Origin of the sequence: Rothia sp. P100 (assembly GCF_023712425.1) — a bacterium.
Lineage (GTDB): Bacteria > Actinomycetota > Actinomycetes > Actinomycetales > Micrococcaceae > Rothia > Rothia endophytica.
Genome location: NZ_JAMAYG010000001.1, coordinates 253,897 through 276,308 on the forward strand (window position 1 = coordinate 253,897; position 22,412 = coordinate 276,308).

Sequence of the window (22,412 nt, forward strand, 5' to 3'; positions counted from 1 at the left end):
CCGGTGAGCGCACAAGATACGGGCTTTTCTCAGGGTTGCTTACGGGGTTTTACCGGCACTGTATGACACCCTAGAGGTAAACCCGCACAGGTGCGGGAGCTTATTTGAACCGATGGGACACACTATGGCAGATACTTCCTGGAAAATCATTGGCGCGAGTGGGTTTGTTGGCTCATCTATTTTGGCTAGGCTGACGACTGAAGGTCTCACGGTAGATGCAATCGAGGCCCCCCGGCTAGTTACCCGTGAAACAGACCCCCAACAGCTCATTAGCGACGCCCGCAAGCTAGAAGGCATCATCAACTCCCTTGCAGATTCCTTCGCCGGCTGCGATGTCGTCATCAATGCCTCCGGTCTAGCAGCCCCGGATCAGGAAGATTTAGCGCCCTTACTCGGTGCCAACGCCCTACTGCCAGCCGTTATCGCTATCGCGGCTCAGCGTACCGGGGTTCGCAGACTGATTCACATGAGTTCAGCCGCTGTGCTGGGACCGGTTCCCGTGCTCACAGATACACCAGAAACTGACCCCTTCTCTGCGTATTCCTTCTCCAAAGCACTGGGCGAAGAAGTACTGCTCGGCTTGCGCTCCTTCATTGAAGAAAAAGCCGCCCAGGGAACAGCACCGGGCTCTGCCGCATCGCAGTTTCCAGCAGCTCCCTCCCACGCCCCTGCCCAAGTAGCTCGCCATCACGCCCTTGAAATTTGTATACTGCGAGCAACTAGCGTGCAGGGGCAAGGCCGCCGCACCACCCAAGCTTTCGCTAAGATTGCCTCTTCTCCCCTAGCCTCCGTTGCCGGGGACGGTCAGCACCGCACTCCCGTCTCGTCAAACTACGCCCTAGCAGAGTTCACCGCCATGGTAGGAGCTTTTGACGGCGAGCTGCCCCCCATCGTCCTTCAACCCTGGGAGTGCGCCACCACTGAATCAGTGCTCATCGATGCTGGACGACGCCGCCCGATGCGCCTTCCCGAAAAATTCTGCCGCGCCCTGCTAAGTGCCGGCTACAAAGCCTCACACTACGTAGGTGACAGGCTAGCTGGCCCCGTGCGCCGTCTCGAAGTCATGTGGTTCGGTCAGGACCTCGATGACAGCTGGGCACGCACCAACGGTCTCATTCCTACCGCCCGCGTTTCAGAGGTGCTACGCACCGCCCACAGTTCGCTGGGCAAAAAATCAGACCGCCGCTTCGCGGACTAAGTCTTGGTGGGAGAACGGGGAAGCTGACCGGCACGGTATTGGCAAGCTGGTCGGGCTGGAATGAATCGCCTAGTGAGCGCCAGCGAACCGGGCGAGAGAGTCAGCTTGCCAATACCGTGGAAGTTAGCGTCAACAGTTTGGACAAGCTCTAACAAGAATAAGCAGAAAGGGGGGACCCCATGGGGTCCCCCCTTTCTGCTCAGAAAATCTAGCTGATGGAGTGGGGCTTAACCGGCCTGTTCCTCAGCCTCAGTGCCTTCGGGTGAAGTGCTTTCGGGCAGTTCTGTTTCGCTAGCGGAAAGCACCTCAGCTGCCCCCGGTGCGGCGCCGAAAACTAGGTTCCTGGCAGCATCAACCGAGTAGGGTTTGGTGCTATCCCGCACCACTTTCGTCTCAGGAGCCTGAGCATGCGACACACGTCGCTGGTCTATCCCGGCAACCCCTGAGGCACCCACCAAGCCCGCAGCAACAGTGCCGCTCTCGGGCGCCGATGCACGCCGAGCCAGCGGCTCTGCATCGGCTGACTCTAGCGCATGGTAATCGGCATAATCCATGGCGACCTGAGTTTCAGTAGTCGCGGCCTGCGCTTCACGCACTGCCTGCTCCTGGGCCTCTACCTCAGCACGAGTCATAAGGTTAGGTACCACCTCGCGCAGGCGCTCTACCGAAATTGCGCCTTCACGCACGATGACCAGACGGTCAGAGGTGCAGTCAACAATGGTGGAGGGCAGAACAGAAGCAGGGTCAAACCCTTCCCCTCGTTCGAGCGGTCTGGGACCACCATCAAAGATAACCTCGACATCATTGCCCAGCTGTTCCATCGCTTCCTGAGCGGTCGTAGCTGCCGGGCGTCCGGTCTTATTAGCTGAAGAGACAGCAAGCGGGCCAAGGTGACGCAGAAGTTCAATAGCCGTGGGATCATCGGGTACGCGCAGGGCAACCGTTCCCTGGGTCTCCCCCAAATCCCAGTTCAGCGAAGGCTGAGCATAGAAAATCAGGGTCAACGCACCGGGCCAGAACTCGGCGGCTAGCGCCGCGGCGTCCTCAGATACACCGTCTGCCAGACCAGCAAGCACTGACTCGTTAAAAATCAAAACGGGCGGTGGCATCTGACGGCTACGACCCTTGGCTGCCAGGAGCGCAGAAACCCCCTCAACGGAGAAAGCGTCAGCAGCGATTCCATAGACCGTATCGGTGGGAATCACCACGGTCTTATGAGAGCTAATCGCTGCCTTGGCAGTCTCAACCGCTTCGCGGCGGGAGGTCTCATTGGTGGTGGTAATAATGCTTGCGTTCACGCTCATCATTCTTTCACACTCGAAGGGGCAGGCAAGGGTTTATAGCCGCTGGTATGACGCGGTTTACCGGCAAAGTCATCTATTGATTCTATACGCTCAAAACCGGCCCTTTTGAAGGCAGTTACCATGAGTTCCCGCTGAGTTTCAGCATGTTCAATGATGAAATAGCCCCCCGGAGTTAGCAGGTCAAAAGCTCGGGCGGTGATGGCTCGGGGCATTTTCATACCGTCCTCCCCACCGCCGTACAGAGCTAAGTTGGGATCATGATCGCGTACCTCTGGGTCTCGAGGAACAGCGCCATCGGGGATATAGGGTGGGTTCGAGGCAACCACTGTTACCTGCCCCAGCAGTTCTGGCAGGGCAGTCAGGGCGTCCCCCTGCACCAGGTGAACAGCGTGCTCAGCCAGATTACGCTGCGCCCAGGCAGCAGCATCAGAGGACAGCTCAACGGCGTGGACGCTGGCACCTGCCAGTTCTGCCGCCAAGCTAGCAGCAATGGCGCCGGAGCCTGCGCAAAGATCCACTACCACCCCGGTACTTCCCTGGTTTACCAGTGAGAGGTAGGCGGTCTTGGCATGTTCAACCAGCAGTTCGGTTTCAGGTCGAGGCACGAAAACTCCGGGGCCAACGCTCAGCGTCAGTCCGCGGAAGTGCGCCTGACCCGTCAAGTGTTGCAGGGGTAATCTGTCTCCGCGCAAGTTAATGAGACTTTCAAAGCCTTCAGGAACCGCAGACCCCATCAGCGCTAAAGCCTGAACCCGGCCACGAGATACCGGCTCTTTCCCAGACTTTTCCAGGAGGAAAGCAGCCAATAACTCAGCGTCCACCTGGCCAGATTCAATACCACAGCTCTGCAGGTATACGCCACCCCGGCGAAGGGCTGTTGCCAGCTCTTCACCGGGGTGCAGTGAAAACTCACCCACAGTTTACTTACCCTGGCCCAGCTTCTCTAGACGGGCTGCCTCGTCCATCTCGATGGCGGACTGGATAACAGCTTCAAGGTCACCATTAATAACAGCGTCCAAATTGTAGGACTTGTAACCGGTACGGTGATCCGCGATGCGGTTTTCGGGAAAGTTGTAGGTGCGGATACGCTCTGAGCGGTCCATGGTACGCACCTGGGAGTGGCGCTTTTCAGCGTTTTCAGCGTCAATCTGCTCCTGCTGCCAAGCGAGCAGACGTGCACGCAGCACGCGCATAGCGGCTTCACGGTTCTGAATCTGTGACTTCTCGTTCTGCATGGCGACCACGATGCCGGTGGGCAGGTGGGTAATACGGACAGCTGAGTCGGTGGTGTTCACCGACTGGCCACCGGGGCCTGATGAACGGTAGACATCGATCTTCAAATCGTTCTGGCTGATCTCGATTTCCTCGGGCTCATCGACCTCGGGGAAGACCAGCACACCAGCAGCTGAGGTGTGAATACGTCCCTGAGATTCCGTCGCGGGAACGCGCTGGACACGGTGAACACCGCCCTCGTACTTCAGGTGAGCCCATACGCCCTCAGCGGGATCGGTGGAGTTAGTCTTGATCGCGACCTGGGCGTCCTTGTAGCCGCCCACATCGGTGCTCTGTGCCGAAATCATTTCGGTCTTCCAGCCCTTGGACTCGGCATAGCGCATGTACATGCGCAAGAGGTCAGCAGCAAAGAGGGATGCCTCGTCGCCGCCTTCGCCGCCCTTGACCTCAAGGATGACGTTGCGGCCATCGTCCGGGTCACGGGGGATCAGCAGACGGCGTAGCTTCTCTTCAGCTGCCGGTAGCTGGGCTTCTAGTTCTTTAACCTCTGCTGCGAAGTCTTCATCTTCAGCTGCCATTTCACGGGCCGCTTCGATATCATCGCGCAGGGTATTGACGCGTTTGTAGGCTTCAACAATACCGTTGAGTTCAGCGTAGCGGCGCCCTAGTTTGCGGGCCTTACCCTGGTCAGCATGCACCGCGGGGTCAGCCAGTTGCTTCTGTAGGTCGGTGTGCTCATCGAGCAGACCCTGGATTGAGTCAATCACGTCTCTTGTGCCTTTATCTTGATGGCGCCCGATACCCGGGCGCAAAAACTTGATGGTTAAGCGGCTGAGCACCACCCCACACTCGGGGTGGTGCTATCGCTCGGTTACTCTGAGTGGCCCAGTCCGCTCTTGGCAACGGTCAGCAGGAACTCAACGTTAGAGCCGGTCTCGCGTAACTTGGAGAGCAGGACAGAGAGTGACTGCTCAGGGTCCATGCCAGCCAGTACACGGCGTAGGCGCCACATGATCTTGATTTCGTCAGCTGAAAGCAGGTTCTCCTCGCGACGGGTACTTGAGGCGTTCAGGTCGATGGCGGGGAAGATACGCTTGTCAGCGAGCTGACGTGAAAGGCGCAGTTCCATATTGCCGGTACCCTTGAATTCCTCGAAGATGACCTCGTCCATCTTTGAACCGGTCTCAACCAGAGCGGTAGCGAGAATGGTTAGCGAGCCGCCCTCTTCGATGTTGCGGGCAGCGCCGAAGAAACGCTTGGGCGGGTAAAGCGCAGCGGCATCAACACCACCCGAGAGGATACGACCTGATGCAGGAGCTGCCAGGTTGTAGGCACGCCCCAGGCGGGTCATGGAATCCAGCAGAACCACGACGTCGCGACCCTGCTCCACCAAACGCTTGGCACGCTCAATCGCCAGTTCGGCCACGGTGGTGTGGTCGTCTGCGGGGCGGTCAAAGGTTGAGGCAATAACTTCACCGTTCACAGTGCGCTGCATATCGGTGACTTCTTCGGGGCGTTCGTCCACCAGAACCATCATGAGGTGAACCTCGGGGTTATTGGTGGTGATTGCGTTGGCGATGGACTGCAGCATTAAGGTCTTACCGGCCTTAGGCGGTGCAACGATCAGACCACGCTGGCCCTTACCGATGGGAGCGACAAGGTCAATGACGCGGGTTGAAATCTTCTTAGCATCGGTTTCCAGGCGCAGACGCTCGTTGGGGTAAAGCGGGGTGAGCTTATTGAACTCACGGCGACCCTTAGCCTCTTCTGGAGTCATACCGTTGATGCTGGTCAGCTGCACCAAGGCGTTGAACTTCTGGCGGCTGCTGTTATCGTTCTCGCGGGGAGCGCGAATGGTACCGACCACGGCGTCACCCTTGCGCATACCGTAGCGCTTGACCTGGGCCAAAGATACATAGACATCGTTGGTACCGGGCAGGTAGCCGGAGGTGCGCACGAAAGCGTAGTTATCGAGCACATCAAGGACACCAGCTACAGGGACCAGCACGTCATCTTCGGTGATTTCAGGCTCATCGAAGTCACGGCGGTTGCCTCGACGGTCGCGGCGTTCGTTTTGACGGTCGCGGCGGTTTTTGCGGGCGTTGCGGCGATCCTCGTCGGGACCATTGGTAGAGGAGCGTTCTGAACGGTTATCGCGCTCTGAACGGTCGTTACGGTCACGGCGGTTGTTCTTGCGGTCCCCACGCTCTGAGCGGTTCTCCCGCTCGGACTTCTCACCGTTCTCCTCAGCGGAGTCGGTTGCAGCGGTCTCGTTCTTTTCGCCGGCGTCCTGGTTGCCCGAGATCTCATTCTCAGGGCGGCCACGGCGGCGATCGTTGCGGTTACGAGTGCGAGTGCGCTTGGTGCCGTTTTCGCCGTCAGTCTCATCAGACTTCTGGTTCTTTTGGCCGGCTGAGGCGTTCTTTTCAGATTCAACGGCGTCCAGCGCTGCTTCTACAGCTTCCAGACCGGAGGTCTCGGCCTGGGGTGCACCTGCGCTGCTCGCGCGGCGGTTACCGCGGCGCTGAGTACCGGTGCTCTCTTCAGTCTTTTGCTCGGCAGGAGCCTCTGAGGTTTCAGCCGTAACTTCAACCTTAGCCGAGGTCTTACGGGTGCGCTTGGGCTTCTCTTCTGCTACTACAGTTTCTGCAGTTGCGTCTTCAGTCTTAGCTGCAGTTTTGCGGGTGCGCTTGGGCTTTTCCTCAGCAACGGGAGCCTCGTCGCGATCAGCGACTGCTCCGCCACGCTGATGGGTGGTAATAGCCTCAACTAAATCGGACTTGCGCATACGGCGCGCACCGGTAATGCCCAGCTGTGAGGCGAGGGACTGGAGCTGAGCTAGTTTGAGGGTGCTCAGACTGGGAGCTTTATTGTCAGCCGCGTTTGCGGTCTCCGTACCTGCGGTGAGGTCGGTAGTTTCTGCCACGAAGATTCCTTCTTTCGAAATGCGTTTGGTTTCGCGGGGCGGTAGGTCGGGCTGCCTCAGACTGGCTGGCCCTTGCCCTGGGAGTGCGGTAGACACAGTGCTCTCGTCAGCACTGGTGAGGCTACCGCTGGGGCGTTGACTGCTCTGATAAACGCGCGGCTACGCGCTTAGAGCAGAGAAACACTGGTTTTCGGTGATCCGAGAGTGTTAGGGAACGGTAGAGGTACGGGCTTCACGCGGCTCTAAACCGTGGGTAAGAAGAAAGCTGGGCTTCATGCCCTGGGGCATGAAAGCTCTGAGGCTTCATTCTTCATGTGTAAGCATAACACCTTCTGTGTCGATATCAACGGGTAGCACGCGCCAGCTGATAGGTGAGCTTTCATACTCATTAATATCCGATGTGCTGGTGAGTCTTTCAATGGCGTCAAGGACGCTAGCACGTTCTTCCTTGCCATTAGCCAGCACCATAACGGTGGGGCCGGCGCCCGAGATGACAGCTGCGTAGCCTTGGCCGCGCAGAGCCGATACGAGTGCTGCACTGGGTTTCATGGCGACCGCCCGGTAGGGCTGGTGTAGCAGGTCGGAGGTGGCAGGTAGCAGGAAGTCCGGGTAGGTAGAGACCGCCTGGGTGAGCAACGCCGCCCTGCCCGAGTTGATTGCCGCTTCGCGGTGCGGCACGGTCTCGGGGATGAGGCCGCGGGCAATCTTAGTGGGCACCTCGTAATCGGGGATAGCTACAACCGGTAGCACCCGATCATGAGCCGCGATGGGCAGACAGTGCCAGCCGCCGTCTTCTGCGTAGGACACCACCAGCTGGCCGTACAGTGAGGGTGCCACGTTATCCGGGTGCCCTTCCATTCCCGAGCAAAGCTGGAGTACAGCATCATCATCCAGGCGCAGCTCTTCAGGCAGCAGGCCGTTGGCCGCGGTTACCCCGGCAACGATTGCGGACGCAGATGAGCCCATACCCCGTGAGTGCGGGATACGGTTGTGAGCCTTAATATGCAAGCCGGGTAATTCCAGCAACCCCACTGCCTTCCAGGCTGTCTGCATAGCCTTAACTACCTGGTGGCTAGCGTCCTGAGGTACCTTGTCAGCCCCCTCACCGGTCACTTCAAAAGTGAGCCCAGACTCTGTGCGCGTGATAGTCAGGTCATCGTAGTGAGCCAATGCCAGGCCCAAGGAATCATAACCCGGTCCAAGGTTAGCCGAGGAAGCCGGTACCCTCACCGAAACTGCGCAGCCCACAGGAATGATATCGGGTGACAGCGCCGGTTCATTAGAGTCATCGATGATGGGGAGGTTCATAGTCAGGGTGCTCCTAGTAGTAACTGGCGCTTAGTCTTCAACGCGGATAACGGAGGTAATCTCGTTGACGGTATCAAGAGCGTCAACTACTGCCATGGTTTTGCGCAGGTTGGAGTCGGTAGCCCGGTGCGTCACGATACGAATGATCGCGTGCGCGGTTTCACCGTCACGCTTCTTGGTCTGACGCATGGTTTCGATCGAGACGCCGTGCTCGGCAAAGATACGGGCGATATTAGCGAGCACGCCCAGCTTGTCCTCCACCACGATGCCCACAGAATAGCGGCAAACAACGTCGCTCATGCCGGTAGCCGACAGGTCAGCGTAGGAGGATTCAGGAACGCCAGGGCCGCCCAACACTAGGCGACGGGAGAGGGAAACAAAGTCACCCAAAACGGCTGATGCGGTAGGAGCGCCACCGGCACCGGGGCCGTAGAACATCAGCTCTCCGGCATTATCTGCCTGCACAAAGACAGCGTTGAACGCGCCGTGAACATTAGCGAGAGGGTGATCTACGGGCACCAGGGTGGGGTTGACCCGGATGTTAACTCCATCGCCGTCCCGTTCACAGACTGCCAGCAACTTGATCACGTAACCATCGGCTTCTGCAGCCTGCACATCATCAGCGGTAATGGAGGTGATGCCTTCGCAATGAACATCATCAATGGTGAAATCTGAGTGGAAGGCCAGGGAGGCAACAATCGCCGCCTTGGACGCCGCGTCGTGCCCCTCAACATCAGCGGTGGGGTCAGCCTCGGCGTAGCCCAGACGCTGAGCCTCAGCCAGGGCGTCCTCAAACTGGGCACCGGTGGTGTGCATTTGGTCAAGGATGTAGTTGGTGGTGCCGTTCATGATGCCCAGCACGCGGGTCACGCGGTCACCTGCCAAGGAATCACGCAGGGGGCGCAGAATTGGGATAGCACCAGCAACAGCCGCTTCATAGGACAGCTGCGCACCGCTCTTAGCGGCAGCCCCAGCGAGTTCCACGCCGTGCTTAGCCAGCAGAGCCTTGTTACCCGAGACCACCGACTTGCCTGCTTTCAGAGCGCGCAAGATGCGCTCGCGGGCTGGTTCGATACCACCGGTCAACTCAATGACCACATCAGCAGCGTCAATCAGCGCCTCTGCATCGGTGGTGTAAAGCGAGGGATTAGCAGAGTAGTGACGTTTGGCTGAGGTATCACGCACCGCAATACCAATCAGCTCAATCTGCGCGCCAATACGTTCGCTCAGCACCTGAGCATCTTCGGTGAGCATACGAGCTACCTGAGAGCCGACGTTACCGGCACCCAGCAGAGCAACTTTAATGGACGGGACGGAGCTCATAGGCTTCTCTCCTGAAATTGGTTTCACACTTAGACTAGCCCGAGGTCACGGGCCAACATATCTTCTTCGGTTTCACGTCGCACGATAGCACGAGGAGCCTTAGCTCCAGAGGTAGCAATCACCGGCGGGCGGGTGAGGTAGTTGTAGTTAGAGCTCATGACGTGGTTGTAGGCTCCGGTCCCGGGCACCGCCAGGATATCCCCCGCAGCCAGGTCAGCAGGCAGATAGCAGTACCGAATCACGATATCGCCTGATTCGCAGTGTTTACCCACCACGCGGCTAAGAATCTGCTCCCCGGCAGGTTCCCTGTTAGCCAGGGTCACCGCGTAGTCAGACTCGTAGAGGACGGGGCGGGGATTATCGCTCATACCGCCATCTACCGAGACGTAGCGGCGCACGCGGGTATCCCCGTTCTCGTCTTCAATCGCCACATTTTTGATGGTGCCCACGGTGTAGAGGGTGATACCCGAAGGGCCAGAAATTGACCGACCTGGCTCAAAGGACAGGTGCGGTATAGCCATACCAACGTTGGCGCAGGTCTTAGAGACCATGTCCGCAAGTTCGGTGGCGATTTCAGCGGAGCCGCGCGGGGCGTCCTGCTCGGTGTAACCGATGCCGTAGCCGCCGCCCAAATCAATTTCGGGAAGCACAAACCCAAAGCGTTCGTTGAGCTGCTGCATATAGGTCAGCACCTTCTGGGCAGCGGCACCAAAGCCATCTGCCTCAAAAATCTGTGAACCAATATGGCAGTGCAAACCGCGCAAGTCGATGCTCTCTGCCTGGTGGGCCAGAGCGACTGCCACGCTCGCGTAAGCATCCTCAGCGGTGATACCCAGTTCGTTGAGCTCCACTAGGGTAAGGCCAGCTAAAGGAGCCGTGCCCGCGGCCATAGATTGACCAAACTTCTGATCTTCGTGCGCGGTGGCGATGAAGTCATGCGTTGAAGCATGGACGCCTGGGGTGACACGCAGCATCACCGGGGCGACACGGCCCATCTCAGCGGCGATACTGGCAATCATCTGAACCTCGGGGACTGAGTCAGCCACAATACGCCCCACCCCGTAATCCAAGGCTCGACGAATTTCAGCTACCGACTTGTTGTTACCGTGCAGGGCGATACGCTCCCCCGGAACACCGGCGCGCTGAGCGAGAGCAAGCTCGCCACCAGAAGCGGTATCCAGATAGAGCCCCTCTTCTTCTGCCCACTTTGCTACAGCTGTGGTGAGGAAGGACTTACCGGCATAGTAGACCGAAACTTCTGCCCCGTGGGCCGCAAAAGCGGTTTCAAACGCCGAGCGAAACTCGGTAGCGCGAGCACGGAAAGTGTCCTCAGAAAAGACATAGGCAGGGGTTTGAAACTCTTCAACCAGGGCAGAAACCGGAGTTCCATCAACGGTCAGCTCACCGCTTTCAGCACGCTTGAAGGATGGCATCCAGATGCTACGGGGCAGGTGAGCAGGCTGTTGCGGGTAGGTTAGCCAGCTCGGGGCAAAGAGAGCGGGTTCGGCGCCCATATTACATTTTCTCCGGAGCTGAGACACCCAGCAGGCCCAGGCCGTTGGCCAGAACTTGGCGGGTTGCGTTGTTCAGGAGCAGACGAGTACGGTGCAGGTCAGTAATTTCTTCTTCGCCCTTGGGAGCCACAGGCGAGACGCCGTACCAGCGGTGGTAGGCACCTGCGAGGGTTTCCAGGTAACGAGCGACGCGATGGGGTTCGCGGAAGTCAGCTGATTCTTTGACAGCACCAGCGAACTGACCCAATGCTGCCAGTAGCGCTGAGTCAGCCTCGGTGCTGAGCTGAGCGACATCGTATGAATCAGTGGTGACGCCGGCGAGTTCTGCATTACGTGCTAGGCCACATGTGCGGGCGTGGGCGTACTGAACGTAGAAGACCGGGTTCTCGTTGGACTGCTTGGTCAGCAGGTCCAGGTCAATGTCGATGTTGGAATCTACCGAGTAGCGGGTCAGCGAGTAGCGGGCAGCATCTACACCTACAATCTCGACCAGGTCCTCCATGGTCACTACGGTGCCGGCGCGCTTGGACATACGCACGGGCTTGCCGTCTTTGACCAGGTTAACCATCTGGCCAATCATGACCTCAACCATATCTGGATCATCGCCCAGAGCTGCAGCTGCTGCCTTCAGACGGGCCACATAGCCATGGTGGTCAGCGCCCAGCATGTAAATTGCTAGGTCAGCAGGGTTTTCGGCGCGCTTGGTCTTGTCCTGGAAGTAGGCGATGTCGCCAGCAATGTAAGCAGCGTTGCCATCTGACTTGATAACCACACGGTCCTTGTCATCTCCGAAATCGGTAGACTTCAGCCACCAGGCGCCGTCCTTGAAGTAAAGATTCTCAGATTCCTTGAGCTTCTCAAGCAGCTCATCAACTTTGCCGTCCTCGAAGAGAGAGTTCTCATGGAAGTAAACATCGAAGTCTACGCGGAACTCGTGCAGGGACTGCTTGATTTCCTCGAACATCAATTCAACGCCCACCGAACGGAAGACTTCCTGGGGGTCCTCAGCGCTCAGCGCATCAGGGTGGGATGCCAGAACGCGGTTGGCGATATCGGTGATGTATTCTCCTCCGTAGCCGTCTTCAGGAGCTGCCTCGCCTTTGGCACGGGCCAGCAGAGACTTGGCGAAGCGGTCAATCTGGTTGCCGTGATCATTGAAGTAGTACTCACGCACAACGTTGGCACCCTGAGCTTCCAGGATGCGAGCTAGTGAGTCGCCCACAGCTGCCCACCGGGTACCGCCCAGATGGATAGGGCCGGTGGGGTTAGCCGAGACAAATTCAAGGTTAATGGTCTTCCCAGCCAGCACATCACTGCGGCCAAAAGCCGACCCCTGATCGAGAATCGTCACAGCCAGCTCACCGGCAGCCGCGGCGTCCAGCACAATGTTCAAGAAGCCGGGGCCAGCAATATCAACAGAAGCAACCCCATCTAGCTCGGAGATACGGGTAGCTAAAACCTGAGCAACCTCGCGGGGGTTCTTACCCACCTTCTTAGAAATCTGCAAAGCAACATTGGTTGCCCAGTCACCGTGGTCACGATTCTTAGGGCGCTCAACACGCACAGCAGGTGCGGTTTCGCCATCAGCAAGGGTCAGTTCACCGGCGTCAATCGCTGCATTCAGCGCGCCGTCAATAGCAAGTGAGAGTTCTTCGGGAGTCATAGCCACCAGTTTACAGGGTTATAGGCAACCCCCTAAGTACGGTTCACAATGCGGCTGGTTGGAGTACCTGCCTTTAACAATGAACACAAGCCATGGAAAACTCCAGCTCTATTTGGGAACCACTTCGCCTACACGGATGTCCTCTCCAGGCTCAGTCATCCAGTTAGTTTTTCAGCGTCAACTGAGCCTGAACCCAGCCAATGATTCTTTCCCAGGCCTTTCGGTCTGCATAGATAGCAGGGTCAGCGTGCTCAGCACCGGGGACCAGAAGCAGCTCGGTAGCCACTCCCCGATCCCCCAAGGTTCGGTGGGCTTTTTCAGACTGGTTGGGCGGCACACAGGTATCGCCCGTGCCGTGCACGTAGAAAACCGGTGCGTGCCTTCTGTTCCCAGTTTTTTCTGCCTGCTGCGCCAGGTCGATAGGGTGAGCCTTTGACCAGTTAGTCTCCGCCGCGCTCCCGACGGGAGCTGGATAGGGGCTGCCCAGCAACCGCCATTCCGCCCCATCGTCCTCAGGATGATTCCGATCAAAGCCACAGGCTACACGGTCATCGAAAATGGTACGCAGATCAGAAACGCCGTAAATGCTAATGGCACAGCTCACTGAGGACGAAGGATGAGCCGGTATATCTGCTGCGGGCAACCCTTCAAAGTAGGGGTCCTTGAGAGCCGTGCTTGCCGCGGCCAACTGCACCAGGTGACCGCCGGCAGAGCCTCCTGCCAGCGCTATCTTAGCGGGATCGAAGCCCAAGATTTTAGCGTGCTGCTTCAGATAGCGGATGGCTGCTTTGACATCGTGAATTTGGGCAGGAAAGAGAGCCTCATCGGAAAGGCGGTAGTTGATGGTTGCCGTAGCGAAACCGGCTGCCTGGAAGTATTCGCGAATTTTATGGACATCGTTATCGGAGCGGTGAAAAGAGGACTTGTCACCGAAGCGCCAGGCTCCCCCGTGTACGTAAATCAACAGAGGCGAAGTGGGGGTGGTACCGGGATAGTAGTCGTAGGTTTGCGAGGGGTTTCCCTCCTCGCCGTAGTTACCAGAGATAAAGTGCGCTGCCATGTGCTACCCTTTCTGACCGCGCCCGGGTGGCTGGGCCCGGCGTCCTCTCTAATGTAACCGCTAGCGGGGCGCCTGTGAAAATGCTTCAGATGTTTCTGGTAAAGTTATGTTCCGTTCGCTGTGATAACAGCGGACATGGTTCAATAAATGAATATGCCCCCGTAGCTCGATCGAGTCGTTGATTTGCTGAGCGCGCGAGGAAATACACATCAAGGACTCGGCGCGGAGCGCATCCCCTGCGCTACGGGTTCTATGGTTGAATAAATAAATATGCCCCCGTAGCTCAGTGGATAGAGCACCAGTTTCCGGAGCTGGGTGTCGAAGGTTCGAATCCTTTCGGGGGCACAGCTTAAACCCGCACTTACAGCAGTAGGAGCGGGTTTTCTGTTATTTGGGACCGTCAACCAGAACTAGCTCAACCTCAAAGCCCTCATCATTCTCTAAATAGAGGGCTGTGTGTTTCTCCCCTCCTGCGTGAGGGTAACGGTCAGCAAAAAGTTCAGTCCAGCCATATTTGGGTGCTTGCTCTCTGATGTCTTCTAGCTCTTGCCTGCTAGCGCAGTTGAGCGCCAGGTGGTTGAGGCCAGCACGAGTGCGCTGATGATCACCGCTAACGTCCGCGGACTGTTCAAGCACAAGATAGGAGCCGTCGGGCGCACGCCATGAAGTTCCACCTTCCCAGGCTTGATAGCTGGTAAATCCGAGCTGTTCCATTAGCCAGTCCCAGCAGGTTTTGGCTACCTTAAAATCTGTAGTCCACAGCTCGATATGGTGAACATTTGCCCGCGGCGGCACCGTTTTGTCTCGCAAACGCGCCGCTATCACAGCGTCGTAAGCCTGCCCATCGTAGAAAAATTTTTCTCGTTCGACCCCCTCAACCGTGAATCCTGCGGCTGCGGCAACTGCGCCGGAGGCCGGGTTATTGGTCCGGTAGCCCAGCTCAAGACGTCGCAACCCCGGTGATGTTTCCTCGGTCAGAACACTGCAATCAAATAAGCCCTCTCTGAACTGCACCTCGGATTGCTGAGACTGCTCTCCTAAGGTCCAATCACAAACAGCGCGCACACTTTCTTTCATGGCGCCTGTCCCCCGAATAACCGGGGCTGACCAGTAGTAAACCCAGCCACGGTCAGGCTTACCCTCGTCATCTTCAGCAGTAACCGTTACTGCTACCAGCCCCGCAAGCTTCGCTTCACAATCGAGCGCAAAAACACTTCGCCCCTCAGCAGGGAGCAACGAACTTTCGATATGCCGGCGAGCATCTTCAAGGGACAACAAAATCGGTAGCTGCCGTCGCAGGTCCTCAACCTGCTGGTAAAGCTTGAGCAGATCAGCGGCGTCCGAAACCTGCCAGTATCTTAGGTGCATCATTGCCCCTCTCACGGTCTTCCTGTGCTCACTATAGAATAGAAGGCAACCTTGCCAGAAACTTTTGGAGAAGAAACCCGTGCCCCTCAACACCCCTCACATTGCCCCCAACAGCGCTGAAATCGCTGAGACCATCTTACTCCCCGGCGACCCGCTGCGTGCCAAGTTCATCGCAGAGACCTATCTTGAGAACGTCACCCAGTTCAACACCGTGCGCAATATGTTCGGCTACACCGGTGAGTTCAAAGGCCAGAACGTCTCGGTCATGGGTACCGGCATGGGTATCCCCTCAGCCTCCCTCTACACCCACGAACTCATCCACTCCTTTGGAGCCAAGCGTCTGATTCGTATTGGCACCTGCGGCGGTCTTTCTGACGCTGTCGACACCTTCGATATCGTTGTAGCTGCCTCTGCCTCCACAGACTCCAACTTCATGGCGCACTACAAACTACCCGGCACTTTCGCTCCTACCGCCTCCTGGTCGTTGCTCTCAGCAGTAGCACAGGAAGCAGAGAAGCAGGGCGTGAAACTGAACGTAGGCAACGTGCTCTCCAGCGACGTCTTTTACAAGTCCGACTTCTCCGATAACAAGAAGTGGGCAGACATGGGCGTTCTCGCCGTTGAAATGGAAACCGCGGGTATCTATGCGGTGGCCGCAGCCGCCGGCGTGGAAGCTCTGTCAGTTTTCACCGTCTCAGACCATCTCTTCAAGGGTTCAGATACTACCGCTGAACAGCGAGAGACTTCCTTCACCGACATGATGGAGCTGGTCCTGCCCGTAGCAGCCGGTCTCTAACCAATCTAAAGCGGGGTTGGTTACGCCAACCCCGCCTTTTTTATACCCTGCCTTTGCCCCGAATCATCCAGGCGGCAAGAACCCCACCCAGTAACCCAAAGAGGTGAGCCTGCCAAGAAATGCCGGCGCGCACGCCCACCAGCCCAAAGAATATACTTGCCCCGTAGACCGCGATTACCAGCACAGCCAGCACGACGCGCAGCAACTTGCCGCTACCCCAGTCGGTAAAAAAGGCACCGGCAACTAGGTAGCCAAAGTAGCCAAAGACCAGCCCGGAAGCGCCCACGGTCACCACGCCCGGTGCATTTACCGCCCATGCTCCCAGCCCAGCAACAGTCGCCACCCGCAGGCTAACACTGAGGAAACGGCGAGCGCCCTCCAAAGAAATCAGGGCACCAAGAACAGCCAATGAGAGAGTATTACCCACCAGGTGACGCAATCCGGAGTGAATGAAGGGTGCGGTAAAAATACCGCCTAAGCCGGCCAAATTCCAGGAGCGAATTCCCAGCCAGCCCAAGCTGCCCGGCACAACAAAAGAAATAGCGTATTCCACCCACATGACACCCAGCAGTACCACCAGCGGGGTAAACACACCGGCGTTTATCACAGGCGCTCGCCCTCGCCCCTTAACCGGCGAGTTCGCATCTGGCGCATTGCCCATCTGCTGATAGCGGTGCGTTCGTGCTTCTTTGAAACGCTCCCAGAAATCTGACATTAGCGGGTAACTCCTTCAAGCGGCCCACCGGCAGCTCGCCATCCAATAAGCGCTCGAATTCTGCTAGCTGACTCAAAGCCTCGTTGGGTGAGCAGGTTGGTAACACGCACATCAAAAATGACGGCTCTAGCCTCTAACCATAGCTCGAGTGCTTCTTGAGCAGAGACAGCGCTCGCTTTACGAAAGAAGTGACGGGTGCCCAACGAGCCCTCATTCCCTGGAGAATATGTTTGTTTTATTCTAGGTCTCTTTGCTCACTACTGGTGTCTAGCGGTTACGTTCGCTCTCAACAGCAAAGCCGTCAATAGCCGCAACCTTACCCCTGCACTAAACTTAAGGTCAGTATGTCTACTTCATCTGATTCTTCCTCAAAAACTTCTAACCTGGGTGCCCTGGCTGCTGCTATGCACAACGCCCCCACCCGAGCGTCCGAACCAGCTCGCTCTGAAACAGCTGACAAACCGGATGCACGCAAGCGCTCGCGCCGCAAGGACGAGGGCAAACGATCCAGAGGAAACAACGATAGGGGCCGGGTCCGGCAGAATCGCCGTTCGCCAGGAAGTGCAGAATCGGTAGGTAAGGACGCTCCGGTTCAACGTCTAGTACCCCAGACCATTACTTACCCCGAAGCTCTGCCAGTTTCAGCTCGCCGAGATGACATTATGGCGGCCATTCGCGATCATCAGGTCACCATCGTTGCAGGTGAGACTGGTTCGGGTAAAACCACCCAGCTGCCCAAGATGCTCCTGGAGCTGGGGCTGGCTGACCACGGCCTCATCGGTCATACCCAGCCCCGCCGTCTGGCAGCCCGTTCAGTGGCTGAGCGAATTGCTGAAGAGCTGGGCCAGAAAATTGGTGAAACCGTGGGATACCAGGTGCGTTTCACCTCTGAGGTGGGCGAAAATTCAGCGATTAAACTCATGACTGACGGTATTTTGCTGGCTGAGATTCAGCACGACCGGCTACTCAGCAAATACTCGGCCATCATCATCGATGAGGCTCACGAGCGCAGCCTCAATATTGACTTTATTCTGGGCTACCTCAAGCGCATCATGCCCCAGCGCCCGGACCTCAAAATCATCATCACCTCGGCAACCATCGACCCCGAGCGCTTTGCCCGCCACTTCTCCCCCAGCTTCGTGCCCGGCGTAGGCATTGTTGATGAATCACTGAGCGCCGAAGAGAAAGAAATAGCTGAAGCAACCCTACCCGATGACGCCCCGCCCATCATCGAGGTTTCGGGGCGCACCTACCCCGTTGAGATCCGTTACCGCCCTCTAGAGGGTACCCGCACCGGAGACGGCGGTGAAGACGATATGGATGCCGGTGACGGCCTAGAGGATGAAGACCGCGACCCTTTGGACGGCATCCTGGATGCTATTCGTGAGCTCTCTGAAGAGGCACCCGGTGATATCCTGATTTTCTTCTCGGGTGAGCGCGAAATCCGCGACGCTGAGGATGCTATCAATGACATGGTGCGCACCACCCGCCGCCTGCGAGATTACGAGGTTCTTCCCCTCTACGCCCGACTTTCTATGGCTGAACAGCACAGGGTTTTCCGTCCCGCTGGCAGGCCCCGCATCGTCCTTGCCACCAACGTCGCCGAGACCTCACTGACAGTCCCCGGCATCAAGTACGTGATTGATACCGGAACAGCCCGCGTATCGCGCTATTCAGCCCGCACCAAGGTGCAGCGCTTGCCCATTGAACGTATTTCTCAGGCCAGTGCCAACCAGCGTTCTGGCCGCTGTGGTCGAGTCTCTGACGGTATCGCTATTCGTCTTTATTCTGAAGAGGATTTCGCAGCTCGCCCTGAGTTCACTGATCCGGAAATTCTGCGCACCAACCTGGCGGCTGTCATCCTGCAGATGACCGCCATCGGCGTGGTCAAGACCCCCGCAGACATCTCGGTATTCCCCTTCGTACAGCCTCCCGAAAGCCGCGCCATCAACGATGGTGTTAACCTTCTGCGTGAGCTAGGTGCTCTTCGTGAGGCCGGAGCACAGGCAGGGAGGGGGCGGGGGCGCCGCGGCCCCGGTTCACCGCTGACCGCAGCCGGGCGGGCCATGGCTGCTCTGCCCGTTGATCCGAGGCTTGCCCGTATGATCGTTGAGGCGTCCAAGCGCGGGGTAGCTAAAGAAATGATGGTGCTGGCCGCTGCCCTGACCATCCAGGACCCCCGCGAGCGCCCGGCTGATAAACGCGGCGAAGCTGATGCTCTGCACAAGCGTTACCTGGATGAGAAATCTGACTTTTCTAGCTTCTTGTTGCTCTGGCAACATATCAATGAGAAGCAGGATGAGCTCTCTTCTAGCCAGTTCCGCAAGATGTGTCACCGAGAGTTCCTCAACTACCTGCGTATCAGGGAGTGGCAGGATCTTTTTGCTCAGCTACGCGAAATTGGACGCGGAGCAGGTATCAGCGTTAGTGGCGGGCGTGACATCGACCCAGCGGCTCATGAGGAGGCAGTACATAAGTCGCTGCTGACCGGTCTGCTCTCCCACATCGGGATTAAGGATGAAACTAACCGGCACGAATACCGCGGTGCCCGCGGCACCCGTTTCGCAATTTTCCCCGGATCTGGTCTCTTCAAGAAAAACCCGGAGTGGCTAGTCTCAGCTGAACTGGTTGAAACCAGCCGGCTCTGGGCGCGAGTCAACGCTGAAATTCAGCCAGAATGGGTCGAAGAGTTAGCTGCCCATCTGGTCAAACGTCAGTATTCTGACCCCCATTGGTCTGCTAAGCAGGGCGCGGTTCTGGCTCATGAGAAGGTCACTCTTTTTGGTGTGCCTATTATCGCTGACCGCCGGGTTCAGTACTGGCGTATTGATCCGGTAGCTGCCCGCGAGATGTTCATTCGTTCGGCTCTGATCGAGGGTGACTGGTCTACCCGTCACCGGTTCTTCGCCCGCAATCAGAAGGCACTGGCCGAGGTTGAGGAGCTGGAAGCCCGCCTGCGCCGCCGCGACCTTCGAGTAGATGACGAGACCCTTTTTGACTTCTATGATGCCCGCATCCCCGCTGATGTCGTGTCAGAGCGCCACTTTGACCGCTGGTGGAAGGAAGAGCGCACCAAAAATGAGCACCTGCTCGACTTCAACCCCGAACACCTCATTGATGAAGAGGCGGCCGACTACGATGAGTCCCTCTTCCCGCGCACCTGGCAGGTAGCCACCAGCGGCGGAGAGCTTTCTCTTGACCTGCGGTATGAGTTTGCGCCCTCAGTTTCTATAGGTGGGGTTCGCTCTTCACAGGCGCAGACCGATGGCATCGCAGTTCAGGTGCCGGTGCTCTTCTTAGGCCAGCTGGAGCCTGCCCCCTTTGAGTGGCTCATTCCGGGCCTGCGCGAGGAGCTGGTCACCGCCCTCATTAAGTCCCTGCCCAAGCAGGTCCGTAAGAACTTTGTGCCGGCCCCGGACGTCGCCCGTCAGGCGGTTAAAAAGCTGACCGAAGAATTTTCACCGCTCACCGACAGCCTCACTGAGGCGCTTGCTTTAGCTTTGCGCCGTTTGCGCGGACAAGTGGTGGACCCGGCAGAGTTCAACTGGGACGCTGTGCCCGAGCATCTTCGTTTCACCTTCCAGGTACGCAACCACAAAAATAAAATTTTGGGTGAGGGCAAGAACCTTAAAGACCTGCAGGCAAACCTGCACACTGAGATTCGTTCGGCCCTGGCGGCTTCTCTGGGAGCATCCCCTGAGACTCTTGGAGCCATGCAAGTGATGGCCGGTGGAAAGAAGAAAGGTGCGCCGGGTCAGATCTCTGCTCAGGGCACACCGGATGTCAGACCTGCACTCACCATGAAGGGCACCGAGGGCAGTGCGTCCGGGGCAAAGACTCAAGCAGTCCGCGAGGTCTCCGGGCTCACTAGCTGGCCCGATGCAGACCTCCCCCGCAAGATTGAGCGGGTCATCGCTACTCAGACGGTGGCGGGCTACCCCGCCTTAGTTGATGAAGGTACTAGCGTTGCGGTTCGCATTTTTCCCACCGAGGCTGAGGCTTTGCGCGCCCAGCGCGGTGGTGTGATTCGTCTGCTCAAGCTGGGTACCCCGTCGCCCGAACGGTATGTGAGTGATCACCTCAATAATCGTGAGAAGCTCATCTTTACCCAGAACCCCCACGGTTCCATCGATGAGCTGATTAGCGACTGCACGGTTGCGGCCATTGACCAGCTGATTCCGGCAAACCCGCCCTTTACCAAGGATGAGTACACGGAGCTTTTCAACACGGTAAGGGCTGAACTGATCGATACGGTCTTCATCATTACCAAACTCGTGGCAGATATCCTCAGTGAGGCAGCCGCCGTGCGCAAGCTCATCAAGAAAAGCACCTCCTTGGCAGTCATCCACGCTATGGGCGATCTGAAGGGTCAGCTTGAGCATCTGATTTACCCCGGTTTCGTAGCAGCTACTGGTGCAGCCCAGCTGCACCATCTGCCCCGATACCTGACCGCTATGCGCAAACGCCTGGAAAAGCTAGGGCCCAATGTGCACCGGGACAACCAGCTGATGCTCACGGTACAGACCCTTGAGGACGCCTACGACAAGGCAGTCAAGTCCCTGCCCGCTGGGCTATCCCCCAGCCCTGAGCTGGAGCAGGTCGGCTGGATGATTGAGGAGCTACGCGTCAGCTTCTTCGCCCAGGAACTAGGCACCGCTTACACCGTTTCGGAGAAGCGAATCTCCAAAGCGCTGCGCGAAGCCCTAGACGCCATGAAGAACAGCTAAAAAGAGGGGCGTTGCTACTTAGTCAGCTACGAAATCCCCGTAGCCTAGCTCGCGTAGAGCTTCGCGGAGCTTGGCTGCGGCGGCGTCCATAGCGGCGGCGTCCGGGTTGCGGTTGGCCTGCTCAAAAGTGAATTCGCTTTGATGCTGGGAGGGCCAGACGTGGATGTGGGCGTGGGGCACATCGAAGCCCGCGATGATCATGCCAACCCGCTGGGGGTCAAAGGCCTTCTGCAGGCCCTCAGAAACCTTGTGGGCTACGCCAAAGACGTGGCTGGCAAGATCTTGGGGCATATCAACCCAATGATCAATTTCCTCGCGGGGAACCACCAAGGTGTGACCGTACTGAAAGGGTTCAATGGTGAAGAAGGCGACTGCCTTTTCATCCTGCCAAATTATGCGGCCGGGGATCTCGCCCTTCATAATCATGGTGAAAACGGTGCTCATAGCTACTCTTTCTAAATGTGGACTGAGGTACCCGCAGGCAGGTACTCAAATTCGGTGCCGTATTTTTTGCCGAAGTTGGTGACGTGACCAACAATCATGTTCCTGCCATTCTCTGCCAGCAGGGAATCATGAATCTGGAATGCTTTCTGAGCCCGCACAGCAATGATGAAGTCGATTACCTCAGAAATCTTATTCCAGGGCGCGTGGAGAGGGACCAGCAGGGTTTTGACCTCGATGCCGTGAGGAACCACGAATGAGTCACCCGGGTGAAAGAGGTTGTCATCGATGAGGTAACCAACGTTGTCGATCACAGGCAGCAGAGGGTGGATTATCGCGTGCTGGCCGCCAAAGGTCTTGATGGTGAAGCCTGACAGCTCTAGCTGACCGTCAGCGGTAACGGCAGTTGCCGCGGCATTGGGCAAAGCTTTTTTGATGCTATCAACAACAGCATCTGGCGCGTGCAGGGTTACCTCGGGATTCTTTTTGAGAAAGGCGAGTACCTTCTCTTCATCAAAGTGGTCGGGGTGAACGTGAGTGATGAGAATGTGCTGTGCACCTTCCAAAGCTTCTTCCACCTCTGAGAAGCCACCGGGGTCAAGCACCAGCACGGTATCGTGATCTTCGAGACGGACGCAGGAGTGGGTGTATTTGGTAAGTTTCATATCTCTACCCTAGTAGTTTCGACGGTCACACAACAGCTGTGGGTGCCTGCCGGTGTTATTTTGTCCTGGGGTGAACGGGGCTTCCCTCCCCTGCCGGTGAACTGAGCAACGTGGATGGCTCTGCAAGGTTATTATGGACTGTAAAGCAAGATGACTTTTAACGAAAGAGGG

Annotated in this window: 17 protein-coding genes and 1 tRNA gene; 4 read left to right on the forward strand and 14 right to left on the reverse strand. The window is 57.5% G+C overall.

Translation table 11 applies throughout. The features are described 5' to 3' along the window. The first annotated feature begins 124 nt into the window (after positions 1–124). Entirely contained in the window at positions 125–1,198 is a 1,074-nt protein-coding gene (locus M3668_RS01230) for an NAD-dependent epimerase/dehydratase family protein (protein ID WP_251379013.1), read from the forward strand. 227 nt (positions 1,199–1,425) lie between these two features. On the opposite strand, the gene M3668_RS01235 is transcribed toward M3668_RS01230, so the two are convergent. The 9 genes from M3668_RS01235 to M3668_RS01275 form a co-directional block, all read right to left on the reverse strand. Then, positions 1,426–2,502: an L-threonylcarbamoyladenylate synthase gene (locus M3668_RS01235; RefSeq protein ID WP_285835623.1), complete on the reverse strand. Its 1,077-nt coding sequence runs from the start codon at positions 2,500–2,502 to the stop codon at positions 1,426–1,428. Further along, positions 2,502–3,419: a peptide chain release factor N(5)-glutamine methyltransferase gene (gene prmC, locus M3668_RS01240; protein WP_251379015.1), complete on the reverse strand. Its 918-nt coding sequence runs from the start codon at positions 3,417–3,419 to the stop codon at positions 2,502–2,504. Before prmC ends, M3668_RS01235 begins: the two co-directional genes overlap by 1 nt. A gap of 3 nt (positions 3,420–3,422) precedes the next feature. Beyond that, the gene (prfA, locus tag M3668_RS01245) at positions 3,423–4,502 is read right to left on the reverse strand and encodes a peptide chain release factor 1 (RefSeq protein WP_251379016.1); all 1,080 of its coding nucleotides are present in this window, start codon (positions 4,500–4,502) and stop codon (positions 3,423–3,425) included. Between the two features lie 104 nt (positions 4,503–4,606). Continuing rightward, positions 4,607–6,661, reverse strand: a complete 2,055-nt coding sequence (gene rho, locus M3668_RS01250; RefSeq protein WP_251379017.1) for a transcription termination factor Rho — start codon at positions 6,659–6,661, stop codon at positions 4,607–4,609. 303 nt (positions 6,662–6,964) lie between these two features. Continuing rightward, positions 6,965–7,969, reverse strand: coding sequence for a homoserine kinase (gene thrB, locus M3668_RS01255; protein ID WP_251379018.1), 1,005 nt, complete (start codon positions 7,967–7,969; stop codon positions 6,965–6,967). Between the two features lie 30 nt (positions 7,970–7,999). Then, positions 8,000–9,292, reverse strand: coding sequence for a homoserine dehydrogenase (locus tag M3668_RS01260; RefSeq protein ID WP_251379019.1), 1,293 nt, complete (start codon positions 9,290–9,292; stop codon positions 8,000–8,002). A gap of 29 nt (positions 9,293–9,321) precedes the next feature. After that, positions 9,322–10,806, reverse strand: coding sequence for a diaminopimelate decarboxylase family protein (locus tag M3668_RS01265; RefSeq protein WP_251379020.1), 1,485 nt, complete (start codon positions 10,804–10,806; stop codon positions 9,322–9,324). A gap of 1 nt (position 10,807) precedes the next feature. Continuing rightward, positions 10,808–12,469: an arginine--tRNA ligase gene (gene argS, locus M3668_RS01270; protein WP_251379021.1), complete on the reverse strand. Its 1,662-nt coding sequence runs from the start codon at positions 12,467–12,469 to the stop codon at positions 10,808–10,810. Positions 12,470–12,632: 163 nt separating this feature from the next. Beyond that, complete coding sequence (locus M3668_RS01275) at positions 12,633–13,529, reverse strand: alpha/beta hydrolase (RefSeq protein WP_251379022.1); 897 nt, start codon at positions 13,527–13,529, stop codon at positions 12,633–12,635. Positions 13,530–13,801: 272 nt separating this feature from the next. Here M3668_RS01275 and M3668_RS01280 point away from each other — a divergent pair. Continuing rightward, positions 13,802–13,874, forward strand: a tRNA-Arg gene (locus M3668_RS01280). Positions 13,875–13,916: 42 nt separating this feature from the next. On the opposite strand, the gene M3668_RS01285 is transcribed toward M3668_RS01280, so the two are convergent. Continuing rightward, complete coding sequence (locus M3668_RS01285) at positions 13,917–14,900, reverse strand: GNAT family N-acetyltransferase (RefSeq protein ID WP_251379023.1); 984 nt, start codon at positions 14,898–14,900, stop codon at positions 13,917–13,919. Positions 14,901–14,961: 61 nt separating this feature from the next. Between M3668_RS01285 and deoD the strand changes: the two genes are divergently transcribed. Further along, the gene (gene deoD, locus M3668_RS01290; RefSeq protein ID WP_251379024.1) at positions 14,962–15,693 is read left to right on the forward strand and encodes a purine-nucleoside phosphorylase; all 732 of its coding nucleotides are present in this window, start codon (positions 14,962–14,964) and stop codon (positions 15,691–15,693) included. 40 nt (positions 15,694–15,733) lie between these two features. Here deoD and M3668_RS01295 read toward each other — a convergent pair whose 3' ends face one another. Further along, entirely contained in the window at positions 15,734–16,408 is a 675-nt protein-coding gene (locus tag M3668_RS01295) for a rhomboid family intramembrane serine protease (RefSeq protein WP_251379025.1), read from the reverse strand. Further along, positions 16,408–16,611, reverse strand: coding sequence for a hypothetical protein (locus M3668_RS01300; protein ID WP_251379026.1), 204 nt, complete (start codon positions 16,609–16,611; stop codon positions 16,408–16,410). Before M3668_RS01300 ends, M3668_RS01295 begins: the two co-directional genes overlap by 1 nt. A gap of 141 nt (positions 16,612–16,752) precedes the next feature. On the opposite strand from M3668_RS01300, the gene hrpA reads away from it, so the two are divergent. Beyond that, positions 16,753–21,135 (forward strand): ATP-dependent RNA helicase HrpA, encoded by a 4,383-nt coding sequence (hrpA, locus tag M3668_RS01305; RefSeq protein ID WP_251379027.1) that lies wholly within the window; start codon positions 16,753–16,755, stop codon positions 21,133–21,135. Between the two features lie 18 nt (positions 21,136–21,153). Here the strand turns inward: hrpA and M3668_RS01310 are convergent, their stop codons facing one another. Beyond that, positions 21,154–21,579, reverse strand: coding sequence for an HIT family protein (locus M3668_RS01310; protein ID WP_251379028.1), 426 nt, complete (start codon positions 21,577–21,579; stop codon positions 21,154–21,156). An 11-nt stretch (positions 21,580–21,590) separates the two neighbouring features. Beyond that, a complete protein-coding gene (locus M3668_RS01315; RefSeq protein ID WP_251379029.1) occupies positions 21,591–22,241 on the reverse strand; it encodes an MBL fold metallo-hydrolase in 651 nt (216 codons plus the stop codon). Positions 22,242–22,412: the final 171 nt, after the last annotated feature.

Excerpts from the sequence above, each read along its gene's own strand:
- thrB (WP_251379018.1), bottom strand. The coding sequence starts at position 7,969 with ATGAACCTCCCCATCATCGATGACTCTAATGAACCGGCGCTGTCACCC.
- M3668_RS01315 (WP_251379029.1), bottom strand. The coding sequence starts at position 22,241 with ATGAAACTTACCAAATACACCCACTCCTGCGTCCGTCTCGAAGATCAC.
- M3668_RS01275 (WP_251379022.1), bottom strand. The coding sequence starts at position 13,529 with ATGGCAGCGCACTTTATCTCTGGTAACTACGGCGAGGAGGGAAACCCC.
- M3668_RS01235 (WP_285835623.1), bottom strand. The coding sequence starts at position 2,502 with ATGAGCGTGAACGCAAGCATTATTACCACCACCAATGAGACCTCCCGC.
- M3668_RS01230 (WP_251379013.1), top strand. The coding sequence starts at position 125 with ATGGCAGATACTTCCTGGAAAATCATTGGCGCGAGTGGGTTTGTTGGC.
- M3668_RS01265 (WP_251379020.1), bottom strand. The coding sequence starts at position 10,806 with ATGGGCGCCGAACCCGCTCTCTTTGCCCCGAGCTGGCTAACCTACCCG.
- hrpA (WP_251379027.1), top strand. The coding sequence starts at position 16,753 with ATGTCTACTTCATCTGATTCTTCCTCAAAAACTTCTAACCTGGGTGCC.
- argS (WP_251379021.1), bottom strand. The coding sequence starts at position 12,469 with ATGACTCCCGAAGAACTCTCACTTGCTATTGACGGCGCGCTGAATGCA.
- M3668_RS01285 (WP_251379023.1), bottom strand. The coding sequence starts at position 14,900 with ATGATGCACCTAAGATACTGGCAGGTTTCGGACGCCGCTGATCTGCTC.
- M3668_RS01260 (WP_251379019.1), bottom strand. The coding sequence starts at position 9,292 with ATGAGCTCCGTCCCGTCCATTAAAGTTGCTCTGCTGGGTGCCGGTAAC.
- M3668_RS01310 (WP_251379028.1), bottom strand. The coding sequence starts at position 21,579 with ATGAGCACCGTTTTCACCATGATTATGAAGGGCGAGATCCCCGGCCGC.
- M3668_RS01295 (WP_251379025.1), bottom strand. The coding sequence starts at position 16,408 with ATGTCAGATTTCTGGGAGCGTTTCAAAGAAGCACGAACGCACCGCTAT.